The 26,899-nt window shown below is 68.7% G+C and carries 25 protein-coding genes and 1 tRNA gene; 10 read left to right on the top strand and 16 right to left on the bottom strand.

What is annotated here, in order from left to right; all coding sequences use genetic code 11:
- Window positions 1-74: 74 nt before the first annotated feature.
- Window positions 75-1,475 carry a hypothetical protein gene (locus OG736_RS22475; RefSeq protein WP_327184029.1) on the bottom strand — a complete coding sequence of 467 codons (1,401 nt, stop codon included), beginning with the start codon at window positions 1,473-1,475 and terminating at the stop codon, window positions 75-77.
- A 182-nt stretch (window positions 1,476-1,657) separates the two neighbouring features.
- Window positions 1,658-1,786, bottom strand: a complete 129-nt coding sequence (locus tag OG736_RS22470; protein ID WP_003999697.1) for a DLW-39 family protein — start codon at window positions 1,784-1,786, stop codon at window positions 1,658-1,660.
- A 349-nt stretch (window positions 1,787-2,135) separates the two neighbouring features.
- Between OG736_RS22470 and OG736_RS22465 the strand changes: the two genes are divergently transcribed.
- Window positions 2,136-2,501: a DUF6344 domain-containing protein gene (locus OG736_RS22465; protein WP_327184028.1), complete on the top strand. Its 366-nt coding sequence runs from the start codon at window positions 2,136-2,138 to the stop codon at window positions 2,499-2,501.
- Between the two features lie 143 nt (window positions 2,502-2,644).
- On the opposite strand, the gene OG736_RS22460 is transcribed toward OG736_RS22465, so the two are convergent.
- The 10 genes from OG736_RS22460 to dnaA all read right to left on the bottom strand — a co-directional run bounded on the left by OG736_RS22460 (window position 2,645) and on the right by dnaA (window position 16,346).
- Window positions 2,645-2,998, bottom strand: a complete 354-nt coding sequence (locus tag OG736_RS22460; protein ID WP_327184027.1) for a VOC family protein — start codon at window positions 2,996-2,998, stop codon at window positions 2,645-2,647.
- Window positions 2,999-3,141: 143 nt separating this feature from the next.
- Window positions 3,142-3,218: transfer RNA gene (locus tag OG736_RS22455), tRNA-Ile, on the bottom strand.
- Window positions 3,219-3,341: 123 nt separating this feature from the next.
- Window positions 3,342-4,133 (bottom strand): DUF3566 domain-containing protein, encoded by a 792-nt coding sequence (locus OG736_RS22450; RefSeq protein ID WP_054242107.1) that lies wholly within the window; start codon window positions 4,131-4,133, stop codon window positions 3,342-3,344.
- Between the two features lie 18 nt (window positions 4,134-4,151).
- Entirely contained in the window at window positions 4,152-6,746 is a 2,595-nt protein-coding gene (gyrA, locus tag OG736_RS22445; RefSeq protein WP_327184026.1) for a DNA gyrase subunit A, read from the bottom strand.
- 42 nt (window positions 6,747-6,788) lie between these two features.
- Window positions 6,789-8,873: a DNA topoisomerase (ATP-hydrolyzing) subunit B gene (gene gyrB / locus OG736_RS22440; RefSeq protein WP_267019402.1), complete on the bottom strand. Its 2,085-nt coding sequence runs from the start codon at window positions 8,871-8,873 to the stop codon at window positions 6,789-6,791.
- 374 nt (window positions 8,874-9,247) lie between these two features.
- Window positions 9,248-9,781: a DciA family protein gene (locus tag OG736_RS22435; protein WP_327184025.1), complete on the bottom strand. Its 534-nt coding sequence runs from the start codon at window positions 9,779-9,781 to the stop codon at window positions 9,248-9,250.
- Window positions 9,778-10,899: a DNA replication/repair protein RecF gene (gene recF / locus OG736_RS22430; RefSeq protein WP_020130642.1), complete on the bottom strand. Its 1,122-nt coding sequence runs from the start codon at window positions 10,897-10,899 to the stop codon at window positions 9,778-9,780. Before recF ends, OG736_RS22435 begins: the two co-directional genes overlap by 4 nt.
- 52 nt (window positions 10,900-10,951) lie before the next feature.
- Window positions 10,952-11,827, bottom strand: coding sequence for a phosphogluconate dehydrogenase (NAD(+)-dependent, decarboxylating) (gene gnd, locus OG736_RS22425; RefSeq protein WP_327184024.1), 876 nt, complete (start codon window positions 11,825-11,827; stop codon window positions 10,952-10,954).
- Window positions 11,828-12,028: 201 nt separating this feature from the next.
- Window positions 12,029-13,159: a DNA polymerase III subunit beta gene (gene dnaN / locus OG736_RS22420; protein WP_020130644.1), complete on the bottom strand. Its 1,131-nt coding sequence runs from the start codon at window positions 13,157-13,159 to the stop codon at window positions 12,029-12,031.
- Window positions 13,160-14,324: 1,165 nt separating this feature from the next.
- Window positions 14,325-16,346, bottom strand: coding sequence for a chromosomal replication initiator protein DnaA (gene dnaA / locus OG736_RS22415; protein WP_327184023.1), 2,022 nt, complete (start codon window positions 16,344-16,346; stop codon window positions 14,325-14,327).
- A gap of 377 nt (window positions 16,347-16,723) precedes the next feature.
- On the opposite strand from dnaA, the gene rpmH reads away from it, so the two are divergent.
- From rpmH to OG736_RS22370, 9 genes are all read left to right on the top strand, one after another.
- Window positions 16,724-16,861 (top strand): 50S ribosomal protein L34, encoded by a 138-nt coding sequence (gene rpmH / locus OG736_RS22410; protein WP_020130646.1) that lies wholly within the window; start codon window positions 16,724-16,726, stop codon window positions 16,859-16,861.
- Between the two features lie 21 nt (window positions 16,862-16,882).
- A complete protein-coding gene (gene rnpA, locus OG736_RS22405) occupies window positions 16,883-17,254 on the top strand; it encodes a ribonuclease P protein component (protein ID WP_078615780.1) in 372 nt (123 codons plus the stop codon).
- Entirely contained in the window at window positions 17,251-17,610 is a 360-nt protein-coding gene (gene yidD / locus OG736_RS22400; protein ID WP_078615782.1) for a membrane protein insertion efficiency factor YidD, read from the top strand. Before rnpA ends, yidD begins: the two co-directional genes overlap by 4 nt.
- Window positions 17,611-17,613: 3 nt before the next feature.
- Window positions 17,614-18,900 (top strand): membrane protein insertase YidC, encoded by a 1,287-nt coding sequence (yidC, locus tag OG736_RS22395; RefSeq protein ID WP_327184022.1) that lies wholly within the window; start codon window positions 17,614-17,616, stop codon window positions 18,898-18,900.
- 15 nt (window positions 18,901-18,915) lie between these two features.
- A complete protein-coding gene (locus OG736_RS22390) occupies window positions 18,916-19,428 on the top strand; it encodes a Jag family protein (protein WP_020130649.1) in 513 nt (170 codons plus the stop codon).
- Window positions 19,429-19,547: 119 nt separating this feature from the next.
- The gene (gene rsmG / locus OG736_RS22385) at window positions 19,548-20,264 is read left to right on the top strand and encodes a 16S rRNA (guanine(527)-N(7))-methyltransferase RsmG (protein ID WP_327184021.1); all 717 of its coding nucleotides are present in this window, start codon (window positions 19,548-19,550) and stop codon (window positions 20,262-20,264) included.
- A 250-nt stretch (window positions 20,265-20,514) separates the two neighbouring features.
- Window positions 20,515-21,588, top strand: a complete 1,074-nt coding sequence (locus OG736_RS22380; RefSeq protein WP_171402114.1) for an AAA family ATPase — start codon at window positions 20,515-20,517, stop codon at window positions 21,586-21,588.
- Window positions 21,585-22,685, top strand: coding sequence for a ParB/RepB/Spo0J family partition protein (locus OG736_RS22375; RefSeq protein ID WP_327184020.1), 1,101 nt, complete (start codon window positions 21,585-21,587; stop codon window positions 22,683-22,685). Before OG736_RS22380 ends, OG736_RS22375 begins: the two co-directional genes overlap by 4 nt.
- A 327-nt stretch (window positions 22,686-23,012) precedes the next feature.
- Window positions 23,013-23,630 carry a GNAT family N-acetyltransferase gene (locus tag OG736_RS22370; protein ID WP_054242119.1) on the top strand — a complete coding sequence of 206 codons (618 nt, stop codon included), beginning with the start codon at window positions 23,013-23,015 and terminating at the stop codon, window positions 23,628-23,630.
- Window positions 23,631-23,721: 91 nt separating this feature from the next.
- Here the strand turns inward: OG736_RS22370 and trxA are convergent, their stop codons facing one another.
- The 4 genes from trxA to sigM all read right to left on the bottom strand — a co-directional run bounded on the left by trxA (window position 23,722) and on the right by sigM (window position 26,875).
- Window positions 23,722-24,054: a thioredoxin gene (gene trxA / locus OG736_RS22365; protein ID WP_020130654.1), complete on the bottom strand. Its 333-nt coding sequence runs from the start codon at window positions 24,052-24,054 to the stop codon at window positions 23,722-23,724.
- A gap of 41 nt (window positions 24,055-24,095) precedes the next feature.
- Window positions 24,096-25,064, bottom strand: coding sequence for a thioredoxin-disulfide reductase (trxB, locus tag OG736_RS22360; RefSeq protein ID WP_327184019.1), 969 nt, complete (start codon window positions 25,062-25,064; stop codon window positions 24,096-24,098).
- A 177-nt stretch (window positions 25,065-25,241) separates the two neighbouring features.
- A complete protein-coding gene (locus OG736_RS22355) occupies window positions 25,242-26,153 on the bottom strand; it encodes an anti-sigma factor family protein (protein WP_327184018.1) in 912 nt (303 codons plus the stop codon).
- A complete protein-coding gene (gene sigM, locus OG736_RS22350) occupies window positions 26,150-26,875 on the bottom strand; it encodes an RNA polymerase sigma factor SigM (protein WP_327184017.1) in 726 nt (241 codons plus the stop codon). The genes OG736_RS22355 and sigM overlap by 4 nt, the downstream gene beginning before the upstream one ends.
- Between the last annotated feature and the right edge of the window lie 24 nt (window positions 26,876-26,899).

Raw genomic sequence — 26,899 nt, 5'->3', positions numbered from 1 at the left:
CGTGCCGCCCGCCGTGGGCGTCCCGGTCCGCCCGCCAGGGTCGCGCTGCCGCTGCTTTTCCTCGCGCTGGCCTGCTACGCCGTGGGGTTCTGGGCGTTGACGCGCATCTGAGCCGCCGCCCGGCGCCGGGCGGTCAGCGTCCACACCCCGAGCACCATCAACAGCACGCTTCCGGTGCCGATGCCGCCCACCGCGACCGCCTTCATCGCGGGGTCGCCGCCCGGTGCTCCGCCACCCGAGGCGTCGGCGCCCGCCAAGCCCCCGTCTCCCGAGGGCACGGGGTCCGGCGCGCCGACGTCGAAGAATCCGCGCGGGACCGACTGCCGCGCGTAGCCCGGACCGGCCTGGGTGCTGCCGCCGAGCCGGACGCGCAGGGTCAGCCCGTACGGCCCCTCACCGAAACGATCGGCGACCTGCGCGGCGAGGTGCACCACCAGGTAGTACGAGCCGGCGAACCGCAGGGACTTCGTCGGGTCGGTGGGGGCGTACCGGTTGGCGTATCCGACCGGCGGGGCCGGGGGCAGCGAGGCCGACTTCTGGCTGCCGCCGTAACCGATGCCCGTGTCCTTGACCGAGGCGCGCACCGGGTTGTAGAGCGTCATCTCCAGGGCGTCGACCACGTACCCGGAGTTCTTCTCCGCACTGCCCAGGTCGACGGTGGCGGACAGCTGCTGCCCCCAGTCGACGGGCACCTTGTAGAAGAGGGTCTGCCCGGGGACGATCTCGTCGCTCCGGACGCCCTGCGTCACGGCGGCCGCCTCGGCGAAGCCTGCCCCGCCCCGGACGGAGACCGGCTCGTCCACGGGCGGCGTGGGCGTGGACGAGTCCCACACCTCGGGCACGCGTGTGGCGGCCGCCTTCGCCAGGGGCGCTTCGGAGACGGGCGCGAGCTCCAGGTCCCAGGACCGGCCGTCGGAGAGGTCCGTGTCCTCCTCACCACTGCCGGTGCCGCTTCCGGTGTCGGTGCGCTCGACGACGACGTAGTACGTACCGGCCTTCTGGCACAGCCCCTTGCCCGGCAGGAGTTCGCGCGCTCCCCAGGCGGTGAGCGGCTGGGGGCTCACGGCGGTTCCGACGGTCACGGAGTCGGAGGAGCACGTGACGCTGTCGGCGTCCTGCACGGCGACGCTGATCCCGTCCCCGGCGGAGAGCGGCGATCCCGCGCGCGGGATCGCCGTGACGGAGACGTACACGTCCGACATGCCGTCGAGTTCGAGGCGGTAGTAGGCCTTGTCCTCGCCCCGGAGGGAACTCCGGTAGGTGGCGCCGGGTTCCAGCCGGGCGGCGCCGGTGGTGCCCGTCGTCGCGGGGGCGCTGCGGACGTCGTCGGCGAAGGCGTACGAAGGGACGTCCGGCGCGGCCACGGCGACCCGTCCGGGCAGCACCGCCGACGACACACAGAGCAGCGCTCCTACGACCGCGCTCCGCACGACGGCCCGCCACACGGCCGCTCCACGCCCCGTACGCCGGCCCATCGACCCCGCCCCCTCGCGTTCGACCGAACGTGGGCCATCCTCCCCCGCACGCGCGCATGCCACCCCCGCATTCCGTACGCGCGTCCGAAAAGCCCGCCTCTAACCGCGGGCCGGGGGATCCGCAACACAAAACCCCGACCGCGAGCGGCGGCCGGGGTCTGTTCAGTCTTCGGTATCGATACTCACGAACCCGTGGGCACGGAGTCAGTCGCCTCCGTCCACAGATCCTGCTCGGCGCGATCCGCCTGGATCTGGCGGTACACGAGGAGCCCGCCGATGGCGGCCAGTGCGACCAGGAGAAGCTTCTTCACCGCGCGACCTCGTCTTTCCTTGACGTAGGGGACCTCTGGCGCCCGACTATACACACCGACCGATACCGATCGGTGACCTGCGTCCGCCCCTCAACTCCCGCCCTCGGCAGCGCAGTAGGAGCGGATCACACCACTCCGATCGGAGGGTGATCACATCCGTACGGACGGTGATTTTTGTCCGCCCTCATCCCATCTGATCCCCACTTCTCTGCTCTTAGGGGCCTTTGCGGCCATCCGGGTGGTGTTCATCAGAACAACGCCACGCCACGAGCGTCGGTCCACCACTTCGCGCCCTCCCTACACATCATGAGGAAAGTACGCAAATCGCCCAACCCGAAAGTGAGGGGCCATGCCCGAGAACCGGGTCATGAAGCTGTGGACCGCCATCGTCACCGCCTTCCTCGCGCTGTGCACGGCGCTCGGACTCATCACGACGACCGCCACCACGGCGGCGGCGCAGACCGCTCCGACGCGCAGCAGCGAGAGCGTGACCACCACGGACACGACGGCGTGGCCGACGGCCGCGGCTCCCTGGGTCTGGGCCCAAGCCCGCTCCCTGCCCCCCACGATGAAGCAGCGCATCCGCGCCGAGGCACACGGCAAGTCACCCAGCTGCCGCCACCGCGGTCTCCCGGACACGGAAGCGGCCGAGCACACCACCGCCTCCTGCGACTCCGCGGACCCGGCCGAGCCGGCCACCCCGCTGCAACGCTGAGCCCCCGGCACGCCACGTGCCGCCTCCCCCGACGTAACGGCGAACTTGCGTACAGCCCGCACGAGCAGGCCCGGCAGCTCCCCAGGAGCCACCGGGCCTTCGCCGTGCCCCCACAGCACTCACTCGTCCCTGGTCAGGAGTTCTCACCCACGCCGTGGGGCGAGGACACAGAACTCGTTGCCTTCGGGGTCTGCCATGACGACCCACGACCGGTCGCCCTGGCCGATGTCCACACGCTTCGCACCGTGAGCCTCGAGGCGAGCCACCTCGGCGTCCTGGTCATCAGGCCTGAAGTCGAGATGCAGCCGGCTCTTGCCCTGCTTGCTCTCCTCGAGCCGGACGAAATCCAACCCCGGCAGGCGGTCCGGCTCCCGGCGGATCTCGAACTCGTCTTCGGAGGAGTGGACCACGACCCAGCCAAGAGCCTCGGCCCACCACTGCCCCAGGGTTTCCGGATCTGCCGAGTGAACGATTACCTGTTCCCATTCCAAGGTCATCCGCCGAGCCTAGGGGCTACCGGAGCCCGGAGAACCGGCCGGGGAAGATCCGCTCGTCGACCGGCAGCCGCCGTTCCCGGCCGTTGATGTCAGCCGCGCATGCCGAAGGCCCCCAACCATGATCGGTCGAGGGCCTTCGTGTCTGGTGGGGCTAACAGGATTTGAACCTGTGGCCTCATCCTTATCAGGGATGCGCTCTAACCAACTGAGCTATAGCCCCGCCGCGCTCTGCGGTGTGTGTCCCGCGCGCTGACTCCTGAAGATTAGCGCACGACGTGGGCAGTCCCAAAATCGATAGTCGCGGGACGCCCAGCAGGGTTTGGAACCGCTACGACGGCAGAGGTCACTCGTCCTCGGCCAGCGTCAGCTCGACGCCTCCGACGAAGCCCGCGGACAGGTTGTAGATGAACGCGCCGAGCGTCGCGAGCGCGGTCGCGAGGACGACGTCGATGACCGCGATGATCGACGTGAACATCAGGACGTGGGACAGCGACAGGAACGACTGGAGGTCGAAGCCGTTCGACTCGTTCGAGCCGGTCGCCTCCGAGACCGTGCTGCCGACCGTCGAGAAGACACCCATCGCGTCCATGACCATCCACAGGACGGCGGCCGCGACGATCGTGCAGATGCCCAGGGCGATGGAGAGCAGGAAACTGACCTTCATCACCGACCAGGGGTCGGCCTTCGACACCCGCAGCCGCGCCTTGCGCACCCGGGGCGTGGTGCGGGCACCGGTCCGCGGACGGCGTACGGCGCCGGCCGCGGCCGGCGCCGCGGGCGCCTGCGTCGGGTAGGCCTGCGGCGGGTGGTAGGGCCCGGCGGGCTGCTGCGGCGGCTGCCGGTCACCGGGGAGCGGCGATGCCTCCTGCTTGGCCTGCGTGCCTCTGGTGTCCGTCACGGTTCCCCCCTGGGATCCCTTCGATCCTTGCGTGTCGGTCGAGGGTGAGGGCGAGTCGGCCGCAGGGGGCTTGATGGCCTTCAACTGGGTCGTGTGGGTGTCCGCCGCACGCCCTTCGGCACCCCCCGCGCCCCGCGCGTCGGTCGTACGCGCGTCCCCCGCCGGCGCGGCGGAGCCACGGCCGCCGCCGTTCTTTCCCGTACCGGCAGACGTACCGGCGCCCGTGGCTCCGCTCACGATGACTCTCTCCTCGTGCTACTCGGACGAGGGCGACTCACCCTCGTCCGTGCCGGTGGTCGTGGCTGCCTCGGCGGTCTCGTCCACGGCGACCTCGCCGTCGACCTCCTCCGCCTCGCGCCCCGCCTCGGCGTTACGTGCGATACCGACGACGGCATCGCGCTTGCCCAGGTTGATCAGTTGGACGCCCATGGTGTCACGGCCCGTCTCCCTGACCTCGTTGACTCGCGTACGAATCACACCGCCCGACAGCGTGATGGCGAGGATCTCGTCGGTCTCCTCGACCACCAGCGCGCCGACGAGCGAACCGCGATCCTCGACGATCTTGGCAGCCTTGATACCCAGGCCGCCGCGACCCTGGACGCGGTACTCGTCGACGGCGGTCCGCTTCGCGTACCCACCGTCTGTGGCAGTGAACACGAACGTACCGGGTCGAACAACATTCATCGAGAGCAGCTGGTCTCCCTCACGGAAGCTCATGCCCTTGACACCCGAGGTGGCACGGCCCATGGGCCGCAGGGAATCGTCCGTGGCGGTGAACCGGATCGACTGCGCCTTCTTGCTGATCAGAAGCAGATCGTCGTCGGCCGAGACGAGTTCGGCTCCGATCAGTTCGTCGTCGGAACCGTCCTCCGTTTCACGGAGGTTGATCGCGATGACACCACCGGCACGCGGCGAATCGTAATCCTTCAGAGGCGTCTTCTTGACCAGACCGCCCTTGGTGGCCAGGACCAGGTAGGGCGCCGCCTCGTAGTCGCGGATCGCGAGGATCTCGGCGATCGCCTCGTCCGGCTGGAAGGCCAGCAGGTTCGCCACGTGCTGTCCACGCGCGTCGCGACCGGCGTCGGGCAGCTCGTACGCCTTCGCCCGGTACACCCGGCCCTTGTTGGTGAAGAACAACAGCCAGTGGTGCGTGGTGGAGACGAAGAAGTGGTCGACGATGTCGTCTTCCTTGAGCTTCGCCCCGCGCACGCCCTTGCCGCCGCGCTTCTGGGAGCGGTAGTCGTCCGTCTTCGTGCGCTTGACGTAGCCACCGCGCGAGATGGTGACGACGATGTCCTCCTCGGCGATCAGGTCCTCGATGGACATGTCACCGTCGTAGGGCACCAGCATCGTCTTGCGGTCGTCGCCGTACTTCTCGACGATCGCGGCCAGTTCCTCGCTCACGATGCCGCGCTGGCGGACCGGCGAGGCCAGGATCGCGTTGTACTCGGTGATCTTCGCCTGGAGTTCGTCGTGCTCCTGGATGATCTTCTGGCGCTCCAGGGCGGCCAGTCGGCGCAGCTGCATCTCGAGGATGGCGTTGGCCTGGATCTCGTCGATCTCCAGGAGCGCCATCAGGCCCGTGCGCGCGATGTCGACGGTGTCACTGCGCCGGATCAGCGCGATGACCTCGTCGATGGCGTCCAGGGCCTTCAGCAGGCCGCGCAGGATGTGCGCCCGCTCCTCGGCCTTGCGCAGCCGGAAGCGCGTACGGCGGACGATGACCTCGATCTGGTGCGCCACCCAGTGGCGGATGAACGCGTCCAGCGAGAGCGTGCGCGGGACACCGTCGACCAGGGCCAGCATGTTGGCGCCGAAGTTCGACTGGAGGTCCGTGTGCTTGTACAGGTTGTTCAGGACGACCTTGGCGACCGCGTCCCGCTTCAGGACGATGACCAGGCGCTGGCCCGTACGGGACGAGGTCTCGTCACGGACGTCCGCGATGCCGCCGACCTTGCCGTCCTTCACCAGGTCGGCGATCTTCTGCGCGAGGTTGTCGGGGTTGGTCTGGTACGGCAGTTCCGTGACCACCAGGCACTGGCGGTTCTGGATCTCCTCGACCTCGACGACCGCGCGCATCGTGATGGAGCCACGGCCCGTGCGGTACGCCTCCTCGATGCCCTTGCGGCCGACGACGAGCGCGCCGGTCGGGAAGTCGGGGCCCTTGATGCGCTCGATGAGGGCGTCGAGGAGCTCCTCGTGCGAGGCCTCCGGGTTCTCCAGGTACCACTGGGCGCCGGACGCGACCTCGCGCAGGTTGTGCGGCGGGATGTTGGTCGCCATGCCGACCGCGATACCGGCCGAACCGTTGATCAGCAGGTTCGGGAAACGGGCCGGCAGGACGGTCGGCTCCTGGGAGCGGCCGTCGTAGTTGTCCGTGAAGTCGACGGTCTCCTCGTCGATGTCGCGGACCATCTCCATGGACAGCGGCATCATCTTGCACTCGGTGTACCGCATGGCGGCAGCCGGGTCGTTGCCGGGAGAGCCGAAGTTGCCGTTGGAGTCCACCAGCGGCATCCGCATCGACCACGGCTGCGCGAGACGGACCAGCGCGTCGTAGATCGAGGAGTCGCCGTGCGGGTGGTAGTTGCCCATGACGTCGCCGACGACGCGGGCGCACTTGTAGAAGCCCTTCTCGGGGCGGTAGCCGCCGTCGTACATGGCGTACAGCACGCGGCGGTGGACGGGCTTGAGGCCGTCCCGGACGTCCGGCAGCGCGCGGGAGACGATGACGGACATCGCGTAGTCGAGGTAAGAGCGCTGCATTTCCGTCTCGAGCCCGACGGGCTCGATGCGCATCACGACGTCGCCGCCCTCTTCAGGGGTGACGGGAGTGTTCTCGTCGGTCATTGCTGGTGGGAATCCTTTCTGGTGCGGTCAGCTGAGACCGACTCAGATGTCGAGGAACCGGACGTCCTTGGCGTTGCGCTGGATGAACGCGCGACGCGCTTCGACGTCCTCGCCCATCAGGACCGAGAACAGGTCGTCGGCCTGGGCGGCGTCGTCGAGGGTGACCTGGCCGAGGACGCGGTGCTCCTGGTCCATGGTCGTGATGCGCAGCTCCTCGGCGTTCATCTCACCGAGGCCCTTGAAGCGCTGGATCGAGTCCTCGCGCACGCGCTTGCCACGCTGGCGGCCCATCTCGAGCAGCGCGTCGCGCTCCCGGTCGGAGTACGCGTACTCGATGTCCTCCCGGCCCCACTTGATCTTGTAGAGCGGGGGGCGGGAGAGGAACACGTGCCCGGCCTCGACCAGCGGCCGCATGAAGCGGAACAGGAAGGTCAGCAGCAGGGTGTTGATGTGCTGGCCGTCGACGTCGGCGTCCGCCATCAGGATGATCTTGTGATAGCGGAGCTTGGAGATGTCGAAGTCCTCGTGCACACCGGTGCCGAAGGCGGAGATCAGCGCCTGGATCTCCTGGTTCTGCAGGATCTTGTCGATCCGCGCCTTCTCGACGTTGAGGATCTTGCCCCGGATCGGGAGGATCGCCTGGTACTGCGGGTTGCGACCGGACTTGGCCGAACCGCCGGCGGAGTCACCCTCGACGATGAAGATCTCGCACTTGATGGGGTCGTTCGACTGGCAGTCGGAGAGCTTGCCCGGCAGGGACGCCGACTCCAGCAGCCCCTTGCGGCGGGTCAGGTCGCGGGCCTTGCGGGCCGCCACGCGCGCGGTGGCCGCCTGGATGCCCTTGCGGACGATGTCCGCCGCCTCCACCGGGTTGCGGTCCAGCCAGTCGTTGAGGTGCTCGTAGACCGCCTTCTGGACGAAGGTCTTCGCCTCGGTGTTGCCCAGCTTGGTCTTCGTCTGGCCCTCGAACTGGGGCTCGCTCAGCTTGACCGAGATGATCGCCGTCAGGCCCTCGCGGATGTCGTCACCCGTGAGGTTGTCGTCCTTCTCACGCAGCAGCTTCTTGTCCCGCGCGTACTTGTTGACCAGGTTCGTCAGCGCCGAGCGGAAGCCCTCCTCGTGGGTTCCGCCCTCATGCGTGTGGATGATGTTGGCGAAGGAGTACACGCCCTCGCTGTAACCGCTGTTCCACTGCATGGCGACTTCGAGGGAGAGGCTCTTCTCCTTGTCCTCCGCCTCGAGGTCGATCACCGTCGGGTGCACCACGTCGCCCTTGCGGGAGTTGAGGTACTTCACGAAGTCGACGATGCCGCCCTCGTAGTGGTACGTGACGGTCTTGACCTCGTCCTTCTCGTCCGCACCCGCCTCGTCCGCACCGGCGGTGGCCTTCGCCGACTCGCGCTCGTCGGTGAGCTTGATGGTCAGACCCTTGTTGAGGAACGCCATCTCCTGGAAACGCCGCGAGAGCGTCTCGAAGGAGTACTCCGTGGTCTCGAAGATGTCGGCGTCGGCCCAGAAGGTGACCGAGGTGCCCGTCTCGTCCGTGGCCTCGTGCTTGACGAGGGGGGCCGTCGGGACGCCCATCTTGTAGTCCTGCGTGTGGCGGTGGCCGTCGGTCCTGACCTCGACCGCGACCTTGCTCGACAGGGCGTTCACGACCGAGACGCCGACGCCGTGCAGACCACCGGAGACCGCGTAGCCGCCGCCGCCGAACTTGCCGCCCGCGTGCAGCACGGTCAGCACGACCTCGAGGGCCGGCTTGCCCTCGGACGCCACGATGCCCACCGGGATACCGCGGCCGTTGTCGATGACGCGGACACCGCCGTCGGCCAGGATCGTCACGTCGATGGTGTCCGCGTGGCCGGCCAGCGCCTCGTCGACCGAGTTGTCGACGACCTCGTACACGAGGTGGTGCAGGCCGCGCTCGCCGGTCGAGCCGATGTACATACCGGGTCGCTTACGGACCGCGTCCAGACCCTCGAGGACGGTAATGGCGCTGGCGTCGTACGAGGTGGTGACCTCGCTGGTCGAGGCGGCTGCCCCGCCGCTCGCGCCGGCGTCGGTGGACGGGATGTTCTCGTTGGGGTTGCCGGAATCGGCCACGAAGCGCCCTTTCTGGCACAGCACCAGCCAGGCTCGTCGGCAGGTTGCCGGAGCGGCTGCGGCATGTTGCGTTGGTAAGCCTTGATCAGCGTTGCTCAGCTTCTCCCGGGCGGTCCCCACGTTCGGGGCGGGATTGGCTTCCAGTCTACCGGTAGCACTGACACTGATGGGGGTTTGCCGGTACCTGAGTCCGCATGTGCCGCCCTCAACCGGTCTCTTCCGGGTCCCGATATACGGAAGGGGGCTCCAAGAGGCTCACGGAGGCACTCAGCGCTTCCGGGTGTCAACCCTTGGCTACTTGGGAGTCACGTCCGAATTCGCACCCGCACGCAGGCACACGCGACGAAGGCCGGGCGGTCCCCACAGGAACCTCCCGGCCTTGAAAAGCGTGACGCACGTCACCCGTAGGTATCGCCGGGACCGGTGCTCCCAGGGGCCCTGAGGGGGCCGTAGCGGCGTGCGGGGCCGTTGGGGCCGAGCACCTTGATCTGACGCACCGTCCCGTGGCCCAGATCCTCGTTGAGGCGGGCGACCAGAGTCGGCGCGAGCAGCCGCAGGTTCGTCGCCCAGGCCGTGGAGTCACAGCGCACGATCAGCGCCCGCTCGTCCTCGTCGTACTTCTCCGGCACGCAGTGCTTGGCCACGTCCTCGCCGACGATCTGCGGCCACCGGCCCATCACACCGCCCACCGCCGCCGGCGCCTCCCACCCGCGCTCGTTGAGCAGCCGGTTGATCGCCGCGCCCAACGCCATGGGGTCGCGGCCGTCCGCGCGCGCGCCGGAGCGCAGCCCGCCACCGCGCCGTGCCTGCTTCTTCTGCTGAGCCGCGTCCCCACGCGCGCGTGCCTGCTCTCGGGCCGCCCTGAGGGCCACCCGCGCGAGGTCGACGCCGGACGGCTCGGGGGCCCGCTTCGGGGTCTCTTCGGCGGTCATACGCGCTCCACCGTCCCCTCGGCCACGGCGTACCTGGCCCCCGCGAGCACATGCGGCACGTCGTCGTCGACCGCCGCCGTCACCAGCACCTGCTCACCGGGCGCCACCAGCTCGGCCAGCCGTTCCCGCCGACGGGCGTCCAGCTCGGCGAAGACGTCGTCCAGAACCAGCACCGGCTCGTTGCCCTCGGCCCGCAGCAGGTCGTACGAGGCCAGCCGCAGCGCCAGCGCGTACGACCAGGACTCGCCGTGGGAGGCGTACCCCTTGGCGGGCAGCTGGCCGAGCTTGAGAATCACGTCGTCCCGGTGCGGGCCCACCAGGGTCACGCCCCGCTCGATCTCCTGCTTGCGGACGTCCGCGAGCGCGGCCATCAGCTGCCCGTAGAGGTCCTCACGCGTGTGTGCCTCACCGGGCGCGGACGGCTTGTACTCCAGGGCCACCGGACCGCCGCCGGGCGCCAGCTGCTCGTACGCCTTGTCGGCGAGCGGCTGGATCGCCGCGACCAGGTCGAGGCGCTGGGCGAGCAGCTCGGCGCCCACGCGCGCGAGGTGCTGGTCCCACACGTCGAGGGTCGACAGGTCCATGGAGCGGCCGCCGTGCCGCCGGGCGAGCGCGGCCGACTTGAGGAGCGTGTTGCGCTGCTTGAGCACCCGCTCGTAGTCCGAGCGCACGCCCGCCATCCGCGGGGAGCGCGCGGTGATCAGCTCGTCGAGGAAACGGCGCCGCTCACCGGGATCGCCCTTGATCAGCGCGAGATCCTCGGGCGCGAACAGCACGGTCCGTACGATGCCCAGCACATCACGGGGTCTGACCTGCGAGGACCTGTTGATGCGGGCACGGTTGGCCTTGCCCGGGTTCAGCTCCAGCTCGACCAGCTGCTGCCGCTCGCCCTGCCTGATCTGCGCCCGGATGATCGCGCGGTCGGCGCCCATGCGCACCAGGGGCGCGTCCGAGGCGACCCGGTGGCTGCCGAGGGTGGCGAGGTAGCCGACGGCCTCGACGAGGTTCGTCTTGCCCTGGCCGTTGGGGCCCACGAACGAGGTGACGCCCGGGTCGAGCGGAACCTCGACCCGGGCGTACGAGCGGAAGTCGGCCAGCGACAGATGCGTGACGTGCATGGTCGTTCGCCGACCTCCCCCAGGGTTGTGGATCGCGGGGCGACCCTGTGGACTACTTCTTCTCGACCGCGTGGCCGCCGAACTGGTTGCGCAGCGCCGCGATCATCTTCATCTGCGGCGAGTCCTCCTGGCGGGAGGCGAACCGCGCGAACAGCGAGGCTGTGATGGCGGGCAGCGGCACGGCGTTGTCGATGGCGGCCTCGACCGTCCAGCGGCCCTCGCCGGAGTCCTGCGCGAAGCCGCGCAGCTTGTCGAGGTGCTCGTCCTCGTCCAGGGCGTTGACGGCCAGGTCGAGCAGCCAGGACCGGATGACCGTGCCCTCCTGCCAGGAGCGGAAGACCTCGCGCACGTCCGTGACGGAGTCGACCTTCTCCAGCAGCTCCCAGCCCTCGGCGTAGGCCTGCATCATGGCGTACTCGATGCCGTTGTGGACCATCTTCGCGAAGTGGCCGGCGCCGACCTTGCCGGCGTGCACCGCGCCGAAGTCGCCCTCGGGCTTGAGCGCGTCGAAGACGGGCTGCACCTTGGCCACGTGCTCCGCGTCGCCGCCGTACATCAGCGCGTAGCCGTTCTCCAGGCCCCAGACGCCGCCCGAGACGCCGCAGTCCACGAAGCCGATGCCCTTGGCGGCCAGTTCCCCGGCGTGCTTCTCGTCGTCCGTCCAGCGGGAGTTGCCGCCGTCCACGACGACGTCGCCCGGCTCCAGCAGCTCGGCGAGCTCGTCGACGGTCGACTGGGTGGCGGCGCCTGCCGGGACCATCACCCAGACCACGCGCGGGCCCTTGAGCTTGCCCACAAGCTCTTCGAGGCTGTGGACATCGGCGAGGTCCGGGTTGCGGTCGAATCCGACGACGGTGTGGCCGGCGCGGCGGATCCGCTCGCGCATGTTGCCGCCCATCTTGCCGAGGCCGACGAGACCGAGCTCCATCAGTTGTTCCTTAGGTCGCTGTGTGGCGTGTGGGGCACCTTCGTACCCATGTCCGAGCCTAAACCCGGACGGTCACGCACACCTGTGGGCATACGCGCTCAGACGTACGACCCCACCTGGGGGTTCACCGGTGGCTTGTCCCCAGGAACCGCCCCGGTCGTCCACCGCCTGTGGACGACCGGTCGGATCACGGCACGGGCGTCAGCCGCTGAGACGCACCGGCATGATCAGGTACTTGTAGGCCTCGTCCGCCTCCGCGTCCAGCGCCGGCTTGCCGCTGAGCAGCGCGGGCTTCGTGGACGTCGTGAAGGACAGCTGGGCGACCGGGGAGTCGATGGCGCTCAGGCCGTCCAGCAGGAAGGTCGGGTTGAAGGCGATCGAGATGTCGTCGCCCTCGAGCTGGGCGTCGACCCGCTCCACAGCCTGTGCGTCGTCACTGGAGCCGGCCTCCAGGATGAGCACGCCCTGCTCGAAGCTGAGCCGCACCGGGGTGTTGCGCTCGGCGACCAGGGCCACACGCTTGACGGCCTCCACGAAGGGGGCGGTCTCGATCACGGCGACGGAGTTGAACTCGGTCGGGAACAGCGTGCGGTACTTCGGGAGGTCGCCCTCCAGGAGGCGGGTCGTCGTACGCCGTCCCGCGCCCTCGAAACCGATCAGGCCCTCGCCCGCGCCGGACCCGGAGAGCGCCAGGATGACGCTGTCGCCGCTCGTGAGTGCCTTGGCGGTGTCCAGGAGCGTCTTGGCGGGCACCAGGGCGACCGCGGAGGCCTCCGGGTTCTCCGGCTTCCACAGGAACTCGCGGACCGCGAAGCGGTAGCGGTCGGTGGAGGCCAGCGTGACCGTGTCGCCCTCGATCTCGATGCGCACACCGGTGAGGACCGGCAGCGTGTCGTCACGGCCTGCGGCGATGGCGACCTGGGCGGCGGCGGAGGCGAAGACCTCGCCGGGGACCGTGCCCGTCGCGTTCGGCATCTGCGGCAGGGACGGGTACTCCTCCACAGGCAGTGTGTGGAGGGTGAAGCGCGAGGAACCGCAGACCACCGTCGCCCGTACACCGTCTGTGGAGATCTCCACCGGGCGGTTGGGCAGGGCACGGCAGATGTCCGCGAGCAGGCGGCCGGAGACGAGGACCGTGCCCTCCTCCTCGACCTCGGTGTCCACGGAGACCCGCGCGGAGACCTCGTAGTCGAAGCTGGACAGGCTCAGCTGGCCGTCCTCCGCCTTCAGCAGCAGGCCGGCGAGGACAGGCGCCGGCGGACGGGCCGGGAGGCTGCGTGCCGCCCAGGCCACGGCCTCCGCGAGTACGTCGCGTTCCACCCGGATCTTCACTCTTGCCGCCTCCTGCTGTTGCCGGCGCTTCTCGCCCTGCCTGGCCTTCGTCGTCTGTCTCGGTGTGGTCGGCCCCGACGAGGGGCAGGACCAACGGGGACCAGTCTGACGCACCGCACTGACAGTCGGTGCCCCTCGGGGTCAAGTCGTGACGAGGGGCAGCCGGGCACCGAGGAGCGAGTTGTGCACAGGACCCCCTTCTAAACGGATTTCTCGCTCTCTCTAGTCGGGAGTAGTAGTAGGGGCTGTGGAAACGGTGGATAACCGTGTTTTCGCAGCTCAGAGGCGGAATTTTATCCACCGGGCCTGTGGGCGGAGGCGGTGGACAACCGGGGCCTTCTGTGGAGAACAGAAAGTTCTGCACACGCCGTGCACAGGCTGAGGCGAGTTCTCCCCAGCGGCGTCCCCAGGTCTACCCACGTTTCCCACAGGGCAACCCGGCACCTTCGTGTGACGGCTTTCACTCGACTCGGTGAGGAGGCGCGTCGTGTTGCCGAACAGTGGACAGACATGTGGAGAAGCCCGAGATCACTGGGGACAACGGGCCACAGCCTGTGGGTTGTCGGTGGACAACTTCGTGCACAGCCTGTGGATCATTTTTTTGTCCACAGCCTGTGGAGATCCTTCGTCCACTAATCCACAGCCAGGTGACCTGGTCCGATGGTCCCGCACCGGCAGCGCCTGTGGACACAGTCTGGACAACTTCCCGGTCCCCAGGGTGTGGACGGGAAAAAGTCACCGAATCTGTGGAGAGTGGCCGTAACCCGGCCGTTAATCGAACAACGGGTGAGCGGTGGACGACCGTTGGCGGGCGCGGTTCGGTGCCGGTTCGGCGCGGGATCGGCCTGGATCGGCTCGCGATCACCTTGCGATCGGCTCGCGATCGGCTCGGGAACAGCCCGGGGTCGGCCTCGGATCGGCCGCGGATCGACCCCGCGTCCGCCTCGCGCCGGGCCCCGGTTCGAGCCCGAACCCGGGCTCCGGACCAAGCCCGGGTTCGGCCGCTGTCGCCTCGCGTCCGCCTGGCGTCCCGCGCCGTCCGTCCCGCGCTGGCGTCCCGCCCCGTCCGTCCCGCGCCGGTCAGGTCCCGGAACGACGGAGGGCGCCCCCGGATCTCCCTCCGGGGGCGCCCTCAGCGACGTCTGTGAGGCGTTCTACGGCGCCGTCAGCCGTTCTTGATGCGGTTGGTCAGCTCGGTCACCTGGTTGTAGATGGAGCGCCGCTCGGCCATCAGATTGCGGATCTTGCGGTCCGCGTGCATGACCGTCGTGTGGTCGCGGCCGCCGAACAACGCGCCGATCTTCGGCAGCGAAAGGTCCGTCAGCTCGCGGCACAGGTACATGGCGATCTGCCGGGCCGTCACCAGCGCGCGCCCGCGCGAGGTGCCGCACAGGTCCTCGACCGTCAGCCCGAAGTAGTCGGCGGTGGCGCCCATGATCGCCGTCGAGGTGATCTCGGGGGCGGAGTCCTCGCCACCGGGGATCAGGTCCTTCAGGACGATCTCCGTCAGGCCCAGGTCCACCGGCTGCCGGTTGAGCGAGGCGAACGCCGTCACCCGGATCAGCGCGCCCTCCAGCTCGCGGATGTTGCGAGAGATCCGGGACGCGATGAACTCGAGCACCTCCGGCGGCGCGTTCAGCTGCTCCTGGACCGCCTTCTTGCGGAGGATCGCGATCCGCGTCTCCAGCTCGGGCGGCTGCACGTCGGTGATCAGGCCCCACTCGAAACGGTTCCGCAGCCGGTCCTCCAGCGTCACCAGCTGCTTCGGCGGCCGGTCGCTGGACAGCACGATCTGCTTGTTGGCGTTGTGGAGCGTGTTGAAGGTGTGGAAGAACTCCTCCTGCGTCGACTCCTTGTCCGCGAGGAACTGGATGTCGTCGACGAGCAGGATGTCCATCTCGCGGTACCGCTTGCGGAAGCTGTCGCCCTTGCCGTCGCGGATGGAGTTGATGAACTCGTTGGTGAACTCCTCGGAGCTCACGTAGCGCACGCGCGTGCCCGGGTAGAGGCTCCGCGCGTAGTGCCCGATGGCATGCAGCAGGTGCGTCTTGCCGAGGCCCGACTCCCCGTAGATGAACAGGGGGTTGTAGGCCTTCGCGGGCGCCTCGGCGACGGCGACGGCGGCCGCGTGCGCGAACCGGTTGGAGGCGCCGATGACGAAGGTGTCGAAGAGGTACTTCGGGTTCAGGCGCGCGGTCGGCTCACCGGGGCCGGGCGTCGGCGAGGACTGCTTGGCCGACTGACCGGGCCCGCCGACGCCGGGCTGGCCGGGACCGGCCGGGCCGCCGCGGTGCGGATGACCGGGGCCGGCCGACGGGTCGGACAGGTCACGTCGGCCGGTGTCGCGCTGGTCGTAGTCGGAGCGCGACTGCTCGTACTCCGAGCGCTTCTGCCGGTACGGCGAGGGGTCGTACGGCGGCCGCTCCATCGACTGGGGACGGTAGTCCTGCGACGGCGGGCCGTAGGAGTCCTGCTGCGGCGGGGCGCCGTACGGGGCCTGGGACGCGGGCCCGCCGTACGTGTCCTGCGACGAGGGCGACGCGTAGGGGTCGCGCTCCGGGAAGCCGAGCCGCTGCTGCTGCCAGCTGTGCTCGTCCTGCTGCGGTCGCGGCCAGGCTCCGGGCTCCGGGCGCTGGTACTCCGACGGGTACGCGGGCCGCGCGGTCGGCATCTGGTCCGGGCGCGAGCCGGGCAGCTGGTCGCCGGGCGTCGGGGGCAGCTGCTCGGCGCGGTGCCGGCCGTAGCCCTCGTACTGGCTCTCGTGCGACGTGTCGTAGCCGTTGTCGTACCGGCCGTCCCCCTGGCCTTCGTACCGGCTGTCCTGGCCGTCGTAGGGGCCGGCGGGGAGCTCGGCCTCCTCGTAGCGCGACTGCTGCTGCGCGGGAGGTGCCGGCGGGGCCGGGGGTTCGCCGACAGAGTCGTCGACGGTGATCGCGATACGGATCGGCCGACCGCACTCGCGGCTCAGCGTCTCGCTGACGATCGGGGCGAGGCGGCCTTCGAGGACGCCCTTCGCGAACTCGTTCGGGACGGCGAGCAGGGCGGTGTCGGCGACCAGCGCCAGCGGCTGGCAGCGCCGGATCCAGTGTTCGTCCTTCACCTCGACACCCTGGCCGCGGCCCTCCCCGAGGAGCTGCTCCAGTACTCGTGGCCACACTGCGGCAAGATCGGCAGGCACGTCAGCCACAGGGCACGCTCTCTCGTGGGTCCCACGAACGTGTGGTTGTGGGACGGTCGGGATTCATATCGGGTGGGGGCAGGGACAAAGGAACGAATCGGAGTTCAGCCACGGTAGTCAGGGCGACGGCTACGGTTCAAGTTGTTGTCCCCAGCCTGTGGATAGTGTCTCCCGTGACCGCCGGTTTGACCGAATGGCGCAGCCGCGCGTACCGTAACCAGGTCGAGTTGTCGATGGCTGCTGCCGCCTGCCTCCGATGGGCACAGATCACGTCAGGTGATCGGGAAGCGGTGCACTCGGGCGTTTAACCGCGAGCTACCTCGTGGGCGCACGGTGACAGCCAGGACGGCACCCCGCCACCACCGATTGATTTCTGGAGCCCCCGAGTGAGCAAGCGCACCTTCCAGCCGAACAACCGTCGTCGCGCCAAGACCCACGGCTTCCGCCTGCGGATGCGCACCCGTGCCGGTCGCGCGATTCTCGCGAACCGCCGCAGCAAGGGTCGCACCAACCTGTCCGCCTGAGCCTGATCAGGTCATGACGTCGTGCTGCCTACCGAGCATCGGCTGAGGCGGCGCGAGGACTTCGCGACCGCTGTACGACGAGGTCGTCGGGCAGGCCGCCCGACCCTCGTGGTCCATCTTCGAAGCGGTGCCACGGACCCGCACGCGCCTGGGGAGAGCGCTCCCCCGACGCGTGCGGGTTTCGTCGTGAGCAAGGCCGTGGGCGGCGCGGTCGTACGCAACAAGGTGAAGCGCAGACTGCGTCATCTGATGCGCGACCGAGTCACCCTGTTCCCCCCCGGTAGCCTGGTAGTCGTACGGGCGCTGCCCGGGGCGGGCGACGCCGACCACGCACAGCTGGCCCAAGACCTGGATGCCGCCCTTCAACGGCTACTGGGAGGGGGCGCGCGATGAAGTACCCGCTGCTGGCTCTGATCAAGCTCTACCAGTGGACGATCAGTCCGCTGCTCGGGCCGGTGTGCAAGTACTACCCGTCGTGCTCCCACTACGGCTTCACGGCCATCGACCGGCACGGCGCGATCAAGGGAACGGCACTTACCGCCTGGCGGATCCTGCGGTGCAATCCGTGGTCGCTCGGTGGCGTGGACCATGTTCCGCCGCGCAAGCGCCCGCGGTGGCACGAAATGTTGCGTGACGCCTGGCGTGCACGCAGGGGCGGGACCTCCGCCGCCGAAACGGCCACCGAAGAGGGACTCCCTTCTCCTTCGAGCCCGGCCGCAGAGACACCGTCCCATGCCCAAGGAGCATGATTAGTGGACACGATTGCCAGCCTCTTCAGCTTCATCACGACACCTGTCTCCTGGGTCATCGTCCAGTTCCACAAGGTGTACGGGGCCATCTTCGGCCCTGACACCGGGTGGGCCTGGGGCCTGTCGATCGTGTCCCTGGTGATTCTGATCCGTATCTGCCTGATCCCGCTCTTCGTGAAGCAGATCAAGGCGACGCGGGCGATGCAGACGCTGCAGCCCGAGATGAAGAAGATCCAGGAGCGCTACAAGAACGACAAACAGCGTCAGTCCGAAGAGATGATGAAGCTGTACAAGGAGACGGGCACCAACCCGCTCTCCTCGTGCCTTCCCATCCTGGCGCAGTCCCCGTTCTTCTTCGCCCTGTACCACGTGCTCAACGGCATCGCCAACGGTGACACCATTGGCGTGATCAACGACAGCCTTCTGGAGAGCGCGCAGAAGGCGCACATCTTCGGTGCCCCGTTGGCCGCGAAGTTCACGGACAGCGCGTCGGACCTGGTGTCGTTCGACGCCTCGCTGACCAACGTCCGCATCGTGACCGCGATCATGATCATCATGATGTCGGCGTCGCAGTTCTTCACGCAGCGCCAGCTCATGACGAAGAACGTCGACACCTCGGTGAAGACCCCGTTCATGCAGCAGCAGAAGATGCTGATGTACGTCTTCCCCGTCATGTTCGCCGTCTTCGGCATCAACTTCCCCGTCGGTGTGCTCGTCTACTGGCTGACCACCAACGTGTGGACCATGGGCCAGCAGATGTACGTGATCCGCAACAACCCGACCCCGGGTTCCAAGGCTCAGGCCGCGTACCTGGAGCGCCTGTACAAGCACGTCACGCACCACGGCAAGACCCGCAGCCGCGGCGAGCGGGCCATCGTCAAGGCCATCGTGGCCAAGGGCCGCGAGCGCAACGACGCAGAGCGCAAGTTCATCAACGGTCTGACCAAGGTGGGCTTCGCCGCCCAGGCCGACGGCACCGTGATCAAGAGCGAGTCCCAGGCCGCGGCCCAGGCCGAGGACGGCACGCCGACGAGCACGGCCGCCGCCAAGCGGCAGCAGCCCAAGCGGCAGTCGAAGTCGCAGCGCCAGTCCACGGCCGCTGCGAAGGGTGCCGACGAGACCATCTCCCTGAGCAAGTCCGACGAGCCGGAGGACGCCAAGCCCTCCGGAGCCGCCGGTACGGCCAAGCAGGCCGCTCCCAAGCCCGCCGGCAGCGGAGGCCGTAGCAAGGCCCAGTCCGGGCAGCGCAAGGGCGGCCCGCAGCGCCCCAAGTCCCCGTCCAAGAAGTAAGAAGGAGCCCATCCCGTGACGGAAGGCACCACCTCCGCCGCCGCCGAGGGTGCAGACACCCTGACCCGCCTGGAGCAAGAGGGCGAGATCGCGGCGGACTACCTCGAGGGTCTGCTGGACATCGCCGATCTCGACGGCGACATCGACATGGACGTCGAGGCCGACCGCGCCTCTGTGTCGATCATCAGCGACGCGGGCACCCGTGACCTGCTCAAGCTGGTCGGCCGGGACGGCGAGGTGTTGGAGGCGCTCCAGGAACTCACGCGCCTGGCCGTCCACCGGGAGACCGGCGACCGCAGCCGGCTCATGCTGGACATCGCGGGATACCGTGCCCAGAAGCGTGCCGAGCTCTCCGAGCTGGGTGCCAAGGCCGCGGCCGACGCGAAGAACAGCGGTGAGCCGGTCAAGCTGAAGCCGATGACGCCCTTCGAGCGCAAGGTCGTCCACGACGCGGTCAAGGTCGCCGGCCTGCGCAGCGAGTCCGAGGGCGAGGAGCCGCAGCGCTTCGTCGTCGTCCTGCCCAACTGATTCGGTACGTACGTGTCTCCGGCCCCGTCTGTTGCGCAGACGGGGCCGAAACTTTGTCAGCCCGGTAGTTCTGGTGGTCGGCGCTCGCAGCGCTGATGCGGTACGGAAGGACGGTCCCCGTGACGGAGGCAGCGGAGCTCCCCCCTGCGCCTGAGGTGGCACGAGAGGTATTCGGCGATCGCTTCGATGATGCGGTCCGATACGCCGAGCTCCTGGCCGAGGCAGGCGTGCAGCGTGGGCTCATCGGCCCACGAGAGGTACCCCGCCTCTGGGAGAGGCATATGTTGAACTGCGCGGTGCTCTCCGAGGTCGTTCCCGAGGGTGTGACCGTCTGCGACGTCGGTTCGGGTGCCGGACTGCCCGGCATTCCCCTGGCGCTCGTGCGGGAGGATCTGAAGATCACCCTGCTGGAGCCGCTCCTGCGACGGACCAACTTCCTCACCGAAGTCGTCGAGCTCCTCGGCCTGGACCATGTGACGGTCGCGCGTGGTCGTGCCGAGGAGGTCATGGGCACGATGCCGCCGGTGCATGTGGTGACCGCCCGTGCGGTGGCGCCGCTGGACCGCCTGGCCACCTGGGGCATCCCGCTGCTGCGCCCCTACGGCGAGATGCTCGCCCTCAAGGGCGACACCGCCGAGGAGGAGCTGAAGAGCGCGTCCACCGCGCTGAGCAAGCTCGGAGCCGTGGGCACCTCGATCCTGCACGTCGGTGAGGGTGTGGTGGATCCGCTGTCCACGGTGGTGCGGGTCGAGGTCGGGGAGAGCCCGGGCGGTGTGAGGTTCGCCGCCAAGCGGGCCAAGGCGGCCCGTACCAGCCGAACGCGCCGTCGCCGCTGAGGCGTACTCCACACAAGCTGCCAAACCTACGCATCACGGAGTGTCGCGGGGGATCCGGCGGTCAGCGCTGTGCATCGTGTTTCACGTGAAACGTCGCTCTCTGCTCCACGGCATCATCAGCCGCGGCCGCGCCGCAGCTGAACCCCGCGACCGTAAGCCTCTCGGTTCACTCGATGAGGGACGGCAGTTGTCCACAGAGGTGGATTTCTCCACAGAACGACAGGCCTCACTGGTTCATGACCCCGAAGGCATGGGAGGCTCTGTTCATTGCGAGCCTGAAGTCGAGGAGAGTGAATCCTTGCGGTCCGACGCCAACATCGCGGGACCGATGACCGATCCGGTCCCCGGTCCCCGTACCGAGTCTTTTGGGGAGGATGTTTCACGTGAAACACCGCCCCCGATGGACGACACCCCGATCGGTCGTGCTGCCCAACTCGCGGTGGAGGCTCTGGGCCGCGCCGGCGAGGGCCTGCCACGTCCTGAGCAGACCCGTGTGATCGTCGTCGCCAACCAGAAGGGCGGGGTGGGCAAGACGACGACGACCGTCAACCTTGCCGCTTCCCTGGCCCTTCACGGTGGCCGGGTCCTGGTGGTCGACCTCGACCCCCAGGGCAACGCGTCCACCGCCCTGGGAATCGACCACCACGCCGAGGTTCCGTCCATCTATGACGTGCTGGTCGACAGTCGCCCGCTCGCGGAAGTCGTTCAGCCCGTTCCTGATGTAGAAGGCCTCTTCTGCGCTCCCGCCACGATCGATCTCGCCGGCGCGGAGATCGAGTTGGTGTCCCTGGTGGCACGTGAGAGCCGCCTCCAGCGAGCGATCCAGGCTTACGAGCAGCCGCTGGACTACATTCTCATCGACTGCCCGCCGTCGCTCGGCCTGCTGACGGTCAACGCGATGGTGGCCGGCGCCGAGGTCCTCATCCCGATCCAGTGCGAGTACTACGCGCTGGAAGGTCTGGGGCAGTTGCTGCGCAACGTCGACCTGGTGCGGGGGCACCTCAACCCCGCCCTGCATGTGTCGACCATTCTGCTCACCATGTACGACGGCCGGACGCGTCTCGCGTCGCAGGTCGCGGAGGAGGTGCGCACCCACTTCGTGGAGGAGGTGCTGCGGACGAGCATTCCCCGCTCGGTCCGTATCTCCGAGGCGCCGAGCTATGGACAGACGGTGCTGACCTACGATCCGGGATCGAGCGGTGCTCTCTCCTACCTTGAGGCAGCACGAGAGCTGGCGCTGAGGGGTGTCGGGGTCAGCTACGACGCGACACACGCCCATATCGGCGCCCAGAACAACGCGAACATGGTGGAGGGCATTCAGTGAGTGAGCGACGGAGGGGGCTGGGCCGCGGTCTTGGTGCACTGATCCCTGCTGCCCCGACGGAGAAGACACCGGCGCAGGCCGCGGTGGGAGGCGGAGGATCCGTGTCCCCCGCAGCTCTGCCGGTTCTGACGAACGACCGCGGGGTGGCAGCGGCGAAGGTGGCCGCGCTGCTGCCTGTTTCACGTGAAACGGAAGAGCTGACGGCGAACGGCTCCGTGGAGGTGCCCGCGCCGCCCGTCGGTGCGCACTTCGCCGAGATTCCCCTCGACCACATCGCGCCGAACCCCCGTCAGCCTCGTGAGGTCTTCGACGAGGACGCGCTGCACGAGCTCATCACCTCCATCAAGGAGGTCGGTCTGCTCCAGCCGGTCGTCGTTCGCCAGCTGGGCCCCGCACGCTATGAGCTGATCATGGGCGAGCGGCGTTTCCGGGCCTGCCGTGAGGCCGGCCTGGAGGCGATCCCGGCGATCGTGCGGGCCACGGATGACGAGAAGCTTCTCCTGGACGCACTTCTGGAGAACCTCCACCGGGCCCAGCTGAACCCGCTGGAAGAGGCGGCCGCCTACGACCAGTTGCTGAAGGACTTCAACTGCACGCACGACCAGTTGGCGGACCGCATCGGTCGGTCCCGCCCGCAGGTCTCCAACACCCTGCGTCTGCTGAAGCTTTCGCCGGCGGTTCAGCGCCGGGTCGCGGCCGGAGTGCTCTCCGCCGGTCACGCCCGGGCCCTTCTCTCGGTCGATGACTCGGAGGAGCAGGACCGGCTGGCCCACCGCATCGTGGCCGAGGGACTTTCCGTACGGGCCGTCGAGGAGATCGTGACCCTCATGGGCTCGCGTCCGCAGACGGCTCAGCGTGCCAAGGGGCCGAGGGCCGGTGGCCGGGTCTCCCCGGCACTGTCCGACCTCGCGACCCGACTCTCGGACCGCTTCGAAACCCGGGTGAAGGTCGACCTGGGCCAGAAGAAGGGCAAGATCACCGTCGAGTTCGCCTCCATGGAGGACCTGGAGCGCATCCTCGACTCGCTCGCGCCCGGAGAAGGTCCCGTCCTGCAGAAGGGCCTCGTGGACGGCGACGCCGAGGAGTCGGAAGACTGAGCCGCGGCTTGGCCGAGCGCCTGTCGGCCGTGGAACCTGTGAGCGAGCCGTGTCCGGTGTGTACCGGAACACGGCTCGCTCTTTGCTTTCAGGCGGTATCGATGGAATCGCATCGTGGATACGATGCGATGGGGTTGTGGCGCATCCACCTGGCAGTACCTCGGAGCGGGAGGCGGGGGTCATGCGAACGATGAGCCGGACCGGACTGGTGAGCGCCGGGCTGGGCCTGGGCGCGGTCGGCGGCTTCGTCGGCAGCCTGCTCAGGGAACGGAGCGCTCTGACAGCCGCTCGCGACGCTGCGAGCGAAGGAAGCGAGGAACAGCCTTCATGGGGCGTCGGCTCGTACCGCTCACGCTGGACAACCTTCAAGACCTACCCAAGCGCTGTCGGGCGTGTGTCTTCTGGGAGCTGGACCCCGTCAGCAGTGCGGCCGCGGTAAGAGCGGGTACGCCCGCTCTGGAGAAGGAGTCCTGGATCTCCGCTGTCCTGTTGGACTGGGGGTCGTGCGGTCGGGTCGTCTATGTGGACGACGTTCCCGTGGGGTTTGTGCTCTACGCGCCACCCGCCTACGTTCCCCGCTCGACGGCGTTCCCCACGAGTCCTGTGTCGCCGGACGCCGTGCAGTTGATGACCGCGTTCATCATGCCGGGCTACCAGGGGCAGGGGCTTGGCCGTGTGATGGTCCAGACGGTCGCCAAGGATCTGCTGCGACGGGGCTTCAAGGCGATCGAGGCGTTCGGCGACGCACGCTGGAAGGAGCCGGCCTGTGTCCTACCGGCCGACCATCTGCTGGCGGTGGGCTTCAAGACGGTGCGTCCTCATCCCGCTCATCCTCGGATGAGGCTGGAGCTGCGGACCACGCTCTCCTGGAAGGAAGACGTGGAGATGGCTCTCGACCGGTTGCTGGGCGCGGTCCAGAAGGAGCCGGCGCTGCGCCCGCTCTGAAGAGTTCGGTAACGCAATGGGCCAGCCCCTGAGGGCTGGCCCATTCGTGTTTCACGTGAAACATCAGCCGTCGACGGGACGGCCCAGCGTGTCACTCGGAGATGAAGCTCTCCAGGTCGCGGACGAGCGCGGCCTTCGGCTTGGCACCGACGATGGTCTTGGCGACCTCGCCGTCCTGGTACACGTTCAGCGTCGGGATCGACATGACGCCGTACTTGGCGGCCGTACCCGGGTTCTCGTCGATGTTGAGCTTGACGATCTCGATCTTGTCGCCGTGCTCGGCGGCGATGGCCTCGAGCGAAGGGGCGATCTGGCGGCACGGGCCGCACCACGCGGCCCAGAAGTCCACCAGGACGGGCTTGTCGCTCTTGAGGACGACCTCGTCGAAGTCGGCGTCGGTCACATTCTTCAGGGTGCCGGCCACAGGGGGCTCCTTAATTCTCTGTGCGGTGGGGCGGGAGAGGGTCAGACTGCGGTCTTCTCGGGCTCGGCCTGCTCCTCGTCCGCGAGGGCGGCGAGGTAGCGCTCGGCGTCGAGAGCGGAGGAACAGCCGGTGCCGGCCGCGGTGATCGCCTGGCGGTAGGTGTGGTCGACCACATCACCGGCGGCGAAGACACCGGTCAGGTTCGTCCGGGTGGAGGGCGCGGCGACCTTCAGGTAGCCCTCCTCGTCCAGGTCGAGCTGACCCTTGAAGAGCTCGGTGCGCGGGTCGTGGCCGATCGCGATGAAGAGGCCGGTCACCGCGAGGTCCGAGAGCTCACCCGTCTTGAGGTTGCGCAGCTTCAGCCCGGCCAGCTTCGGGTCGCCCTGGATCTCGGCGACCTCGCTGTCCCAGACGAACTTGATCTTCGGGTCGGCGAAGGCGCGTTCCTGCATCGCCTTGGAGGCGCGCAGGGTCTCCCGGCGGTGGACGATCGTCACGGACTTGGCGAAGCGGGAGAGGAAGGTGGCCTCCTCCATCGCGGTGTCGCCACCGCCGATCACGGCGATGTCCTGGTCCTTGAAGAAGAAGCCGTCACAGGTGGCACACCAGGAGACACCGCGGCCGGAGAGGGCGTCCTCGTTCGGCAGGCCGAGCTTGCGGTGCTGGGAACCGGTGGTCACGATGACCGCCTTGGCCCGGTGGATCGTGCCCGCGGTGTCCGTGACGGTCTTGATCTCACCCGTGAGGTCGACGGAGACGATGTCGTCGGGGATCAGCTCGGCACCGAAGCGCTCGGCCTGGGCGCGCATGTTGTCCATGAGCTCGGGGCCCATGATGCCGTCCTGGAAGCCGGGGAAGTTCTCCACCTCGGTGGTGTTCATCAGAGCGCCGCCCGCGGTGACGGCGCCTTCGAACACGAGCGGCTTCAGCGACGCGCGTGCGGTGTACAACGCCGCGGTGTAGCCGGCGGGCCCGGAGCCGATGATGATCACGTTACGGACGTCGCTCACGGCTTGTTTCCTCGTCTCTGGACTGCATCGGTTGAGCGGTGGGAGCTACTTGGACTCTCACCCCACCCAACGGATCCTAAGGGGCGTGCATTCCCGGTGTGTCCGGGCACACGGAGGGACCACACCGTAGGGGATGACGGGGGGACATGGCGCAGCAGCGAGACGGGACGTCGGTCGTCAGCGACGCGTGTAGGAGTTCGTCAGCAGAACCTTCGCCGGACTCGACGACGGATGATCCACACAGGTCTTGTCCATGAGGTAGGCGTCGATCCGTGTGCTGTCGGAGGTGTCGGGCAGCACGACGAGGAGGGCGTCCTTCCCCTGGTACGTGCCTTCCTCGACGGCGAGCGCCGTGTCGCTGCGGCCGATGCCCTGCTGAACGCAGGCAGGCACCACGGGCTGCCGGAGGATCTTGGTCGATTGGTCACCGGGTGATGCGGCGTCGGATTCTCCTGCGATGCCCAGGCTGTGCGCGCCACGGGAGTCCGCGGCCTTGGCGAGGAGATCGGTGACCTGCCCCTCCAGCCCGCTCGCGGAGAAGGTGTCCGGTCCGGTCGACTGATGAGCCGAAGTGCCCGGCCCCCCGCCGTCCGTGAGGGACGACACCAGGACGGAACCGAGTCCCAGCGCCGCGACGGTGAGGACCGTCCCGAGGACAGCGATCCTGCGGCGGCCGCCCCGCTTGCGGTCCTTGCGGCCCGGGCCGGTGGCGGCGTGGGCGCGCCCGGCGGGTCGGTCCGCCGCCGTCGTTGTTTCACGTGAAACAGGGGGCGCGTCGGTGTCGGTCGTGACCGCATCGGTCGACGGCGAGGTGTCCGCGTTCTCCGGCGTCGTGGCGTTCAGCAGGGCCTCGGCGGCGAGTGCGGCATCGATGCGGTGGGCGACATCGTCCGGCATGCGCGGTGGGCCGGGGAGGGTGCCCAGAAGCCCACGGATCTCCTCGAGAGACGCGTGGACGTCCGCGCAGAGCTCGCAGGCGTCCAGATGCCGACGCACGTCGGCGCTCCGGGAGGGAGCGAGGAGGCCCTCGGTGAGGTCGGAGATCTCCGCGACGTCCGGGTGCCCGGTCGTGTCCTTCGTCGAGGTCACGCTCGCCCACCTCCGCCCTTCACAGCAGCTGAATCGCCTGTCCCGGCGTTGCCCGGCCCCTCGTCCCGAGGTTCCGCTGCCGGTGGGACGGATGTCCCCTGCGCCCGGTTCCGTCCTGCGCCGTTTTCTCTGTCGCCGCCGGTGCCGGCCGGCCGCAGATGGGTGAGGAGCGGCAGGAGTCTGGCTCTGCCCCGGGCGCAGCGGCTCTTCACCGTGCCGGTCGGCACGTCGAGCACGCGGGCGGCCTCGGCGACCGGGTAGCCCTGCATGTCCACGAGGACGAGGGCGGCTCGCTGGTCGGGAGGGAGGGTGCCGAGCGCTTCGAGGAGCTGGCGGTGCAGGTCGTTGCGTTCGGCGGGCGCGGACGCCGACTCGTGCGGCTCGAGCAGCTGCTCCAGTCGCTCGGTGTCGTCGACCGGCGAGGTCTTGCGGGAAGCCGCTTTGCGGGCGCGGTCCAGACAGGCGTTCACCGTGATGCGGTGCAGCCAGGTCGTGACGGCGGACTGGCCGCGGAAGGTGTGGGCGGCCCGGTAGGCGGACACGAGGGCGTCCTGGACGGCGTCAGCGGCCTCCTCGCGGTCTCCCAGCGTGCGCAGGGCCACCGCCCAGAGTCGGTCGCGGTGACGCCGTACGAGCTCACCGAAGGCGTCGGGGTCGCCCTCTACGTGTCGGGTGAGGAGGTCCTGGTCGCTCGCCTCGTCATATCCGGCGCCTTCCGCCATCGGACCCCCTCCCCTCTTCGGTGA

It is taken from the genome of Streptomyces sp. NBC_01334 (assembly GCF_035983595.1).
Classification (GTDB): Bacteria; Actinomycetota; Actinomycetes; order Streptomycetales; family Streptomycetaceae; genus Streptomyces; species Streptomyces coriariae.
The sequence above is the reverse complement of the archived record's forward strand: the minus strand, read 5'-3'. Positions and strand labels throughout refer to the sequence as shown.

What these genes read in the sequence shown, in the direction of transcription:
- recF (WP_020130642.1), bottom strand. Translation starts at nt 10,899, where the DNA reads ATGCACGTCACGCATCTGTCGCTGGCCGACTTCCGCTCGTACGCCCGG.
- OG736_RS22460 (WP_327184027.1), bottom strand. Translation starts at nt 2,998, where the DNA reads ATGACCTTGGAATGGGAACAGGTAATCGTTCACTCGGCAGATCCGGAA.
- OG736_RS22380 (WP_171402114.1), top strand. Translation starts at nt 20,515, where the DNA reads ATGGGAGGCTCTGTTCATTGCGAGCCTGAAGTCGAGGAGAGTGAATCC.
- yidD (WP_078615782.1), top strand. Translation starts at nt 17,251, where the DNA reads ATGAAGTACCCGCTGCTGGCTCTGATCAAGCTCTACCAGTGGACGATC.
- OG736_RS22465 (WP_327184028.1), top strand. Translation starts at nt 2,136, where the DNA reads ATGCCCGAGAACCGGGTCATGAAGCTGTGGACCGCCATCGTCACCGCC.
- gnd (WP_327184024.1), bottom strand. Translation starts at nt 11,827, where the DNA reads ATGGAGCTCGGTCTCGTCGGCCTCGGCAAGATGGGCGGCAACATGCGC.
- sigM (WP_327184017.1), bottom strand. Translation starts at nt 26,875, where the DNA reads ATGGCGGAAGGCGCCGGATATGACGAGGCGAGCGACCAGGACCTCCTC.
- OG736_RS22435 (WP_327184025.1), bottom strand. Translation starts at nt 9,781, where the DNA reads ATGACCGCCGAAGAGACCCCGAAGCGGGCCCCCGAGCCGTCCGGCGTC.
- OG736_RS22475 (WP_327184029.1), bottom strand. Translation starts at nt 1,475, where the DNA reads ATGGGCCGGCGTACGGGGCGTGGAGCGGCCGTGTGGCGGGCCGTCGTG.
- gyrA (WP_327184026.1), bottom strand. Translation starts at nt 6,746, where the DNA reads ATGACCGACGAGAACACTCCCGTCACCCCTGAAGAGGGCGGCGACGTC.
- OG736_RS22370 (WP_054242119.1), top strand. Translation starts at nt 23,013, where the DNA reads ATGGGGCGTCGGCTCGTACCGCTCACGCTGGACAACCTTCAAGACCTA.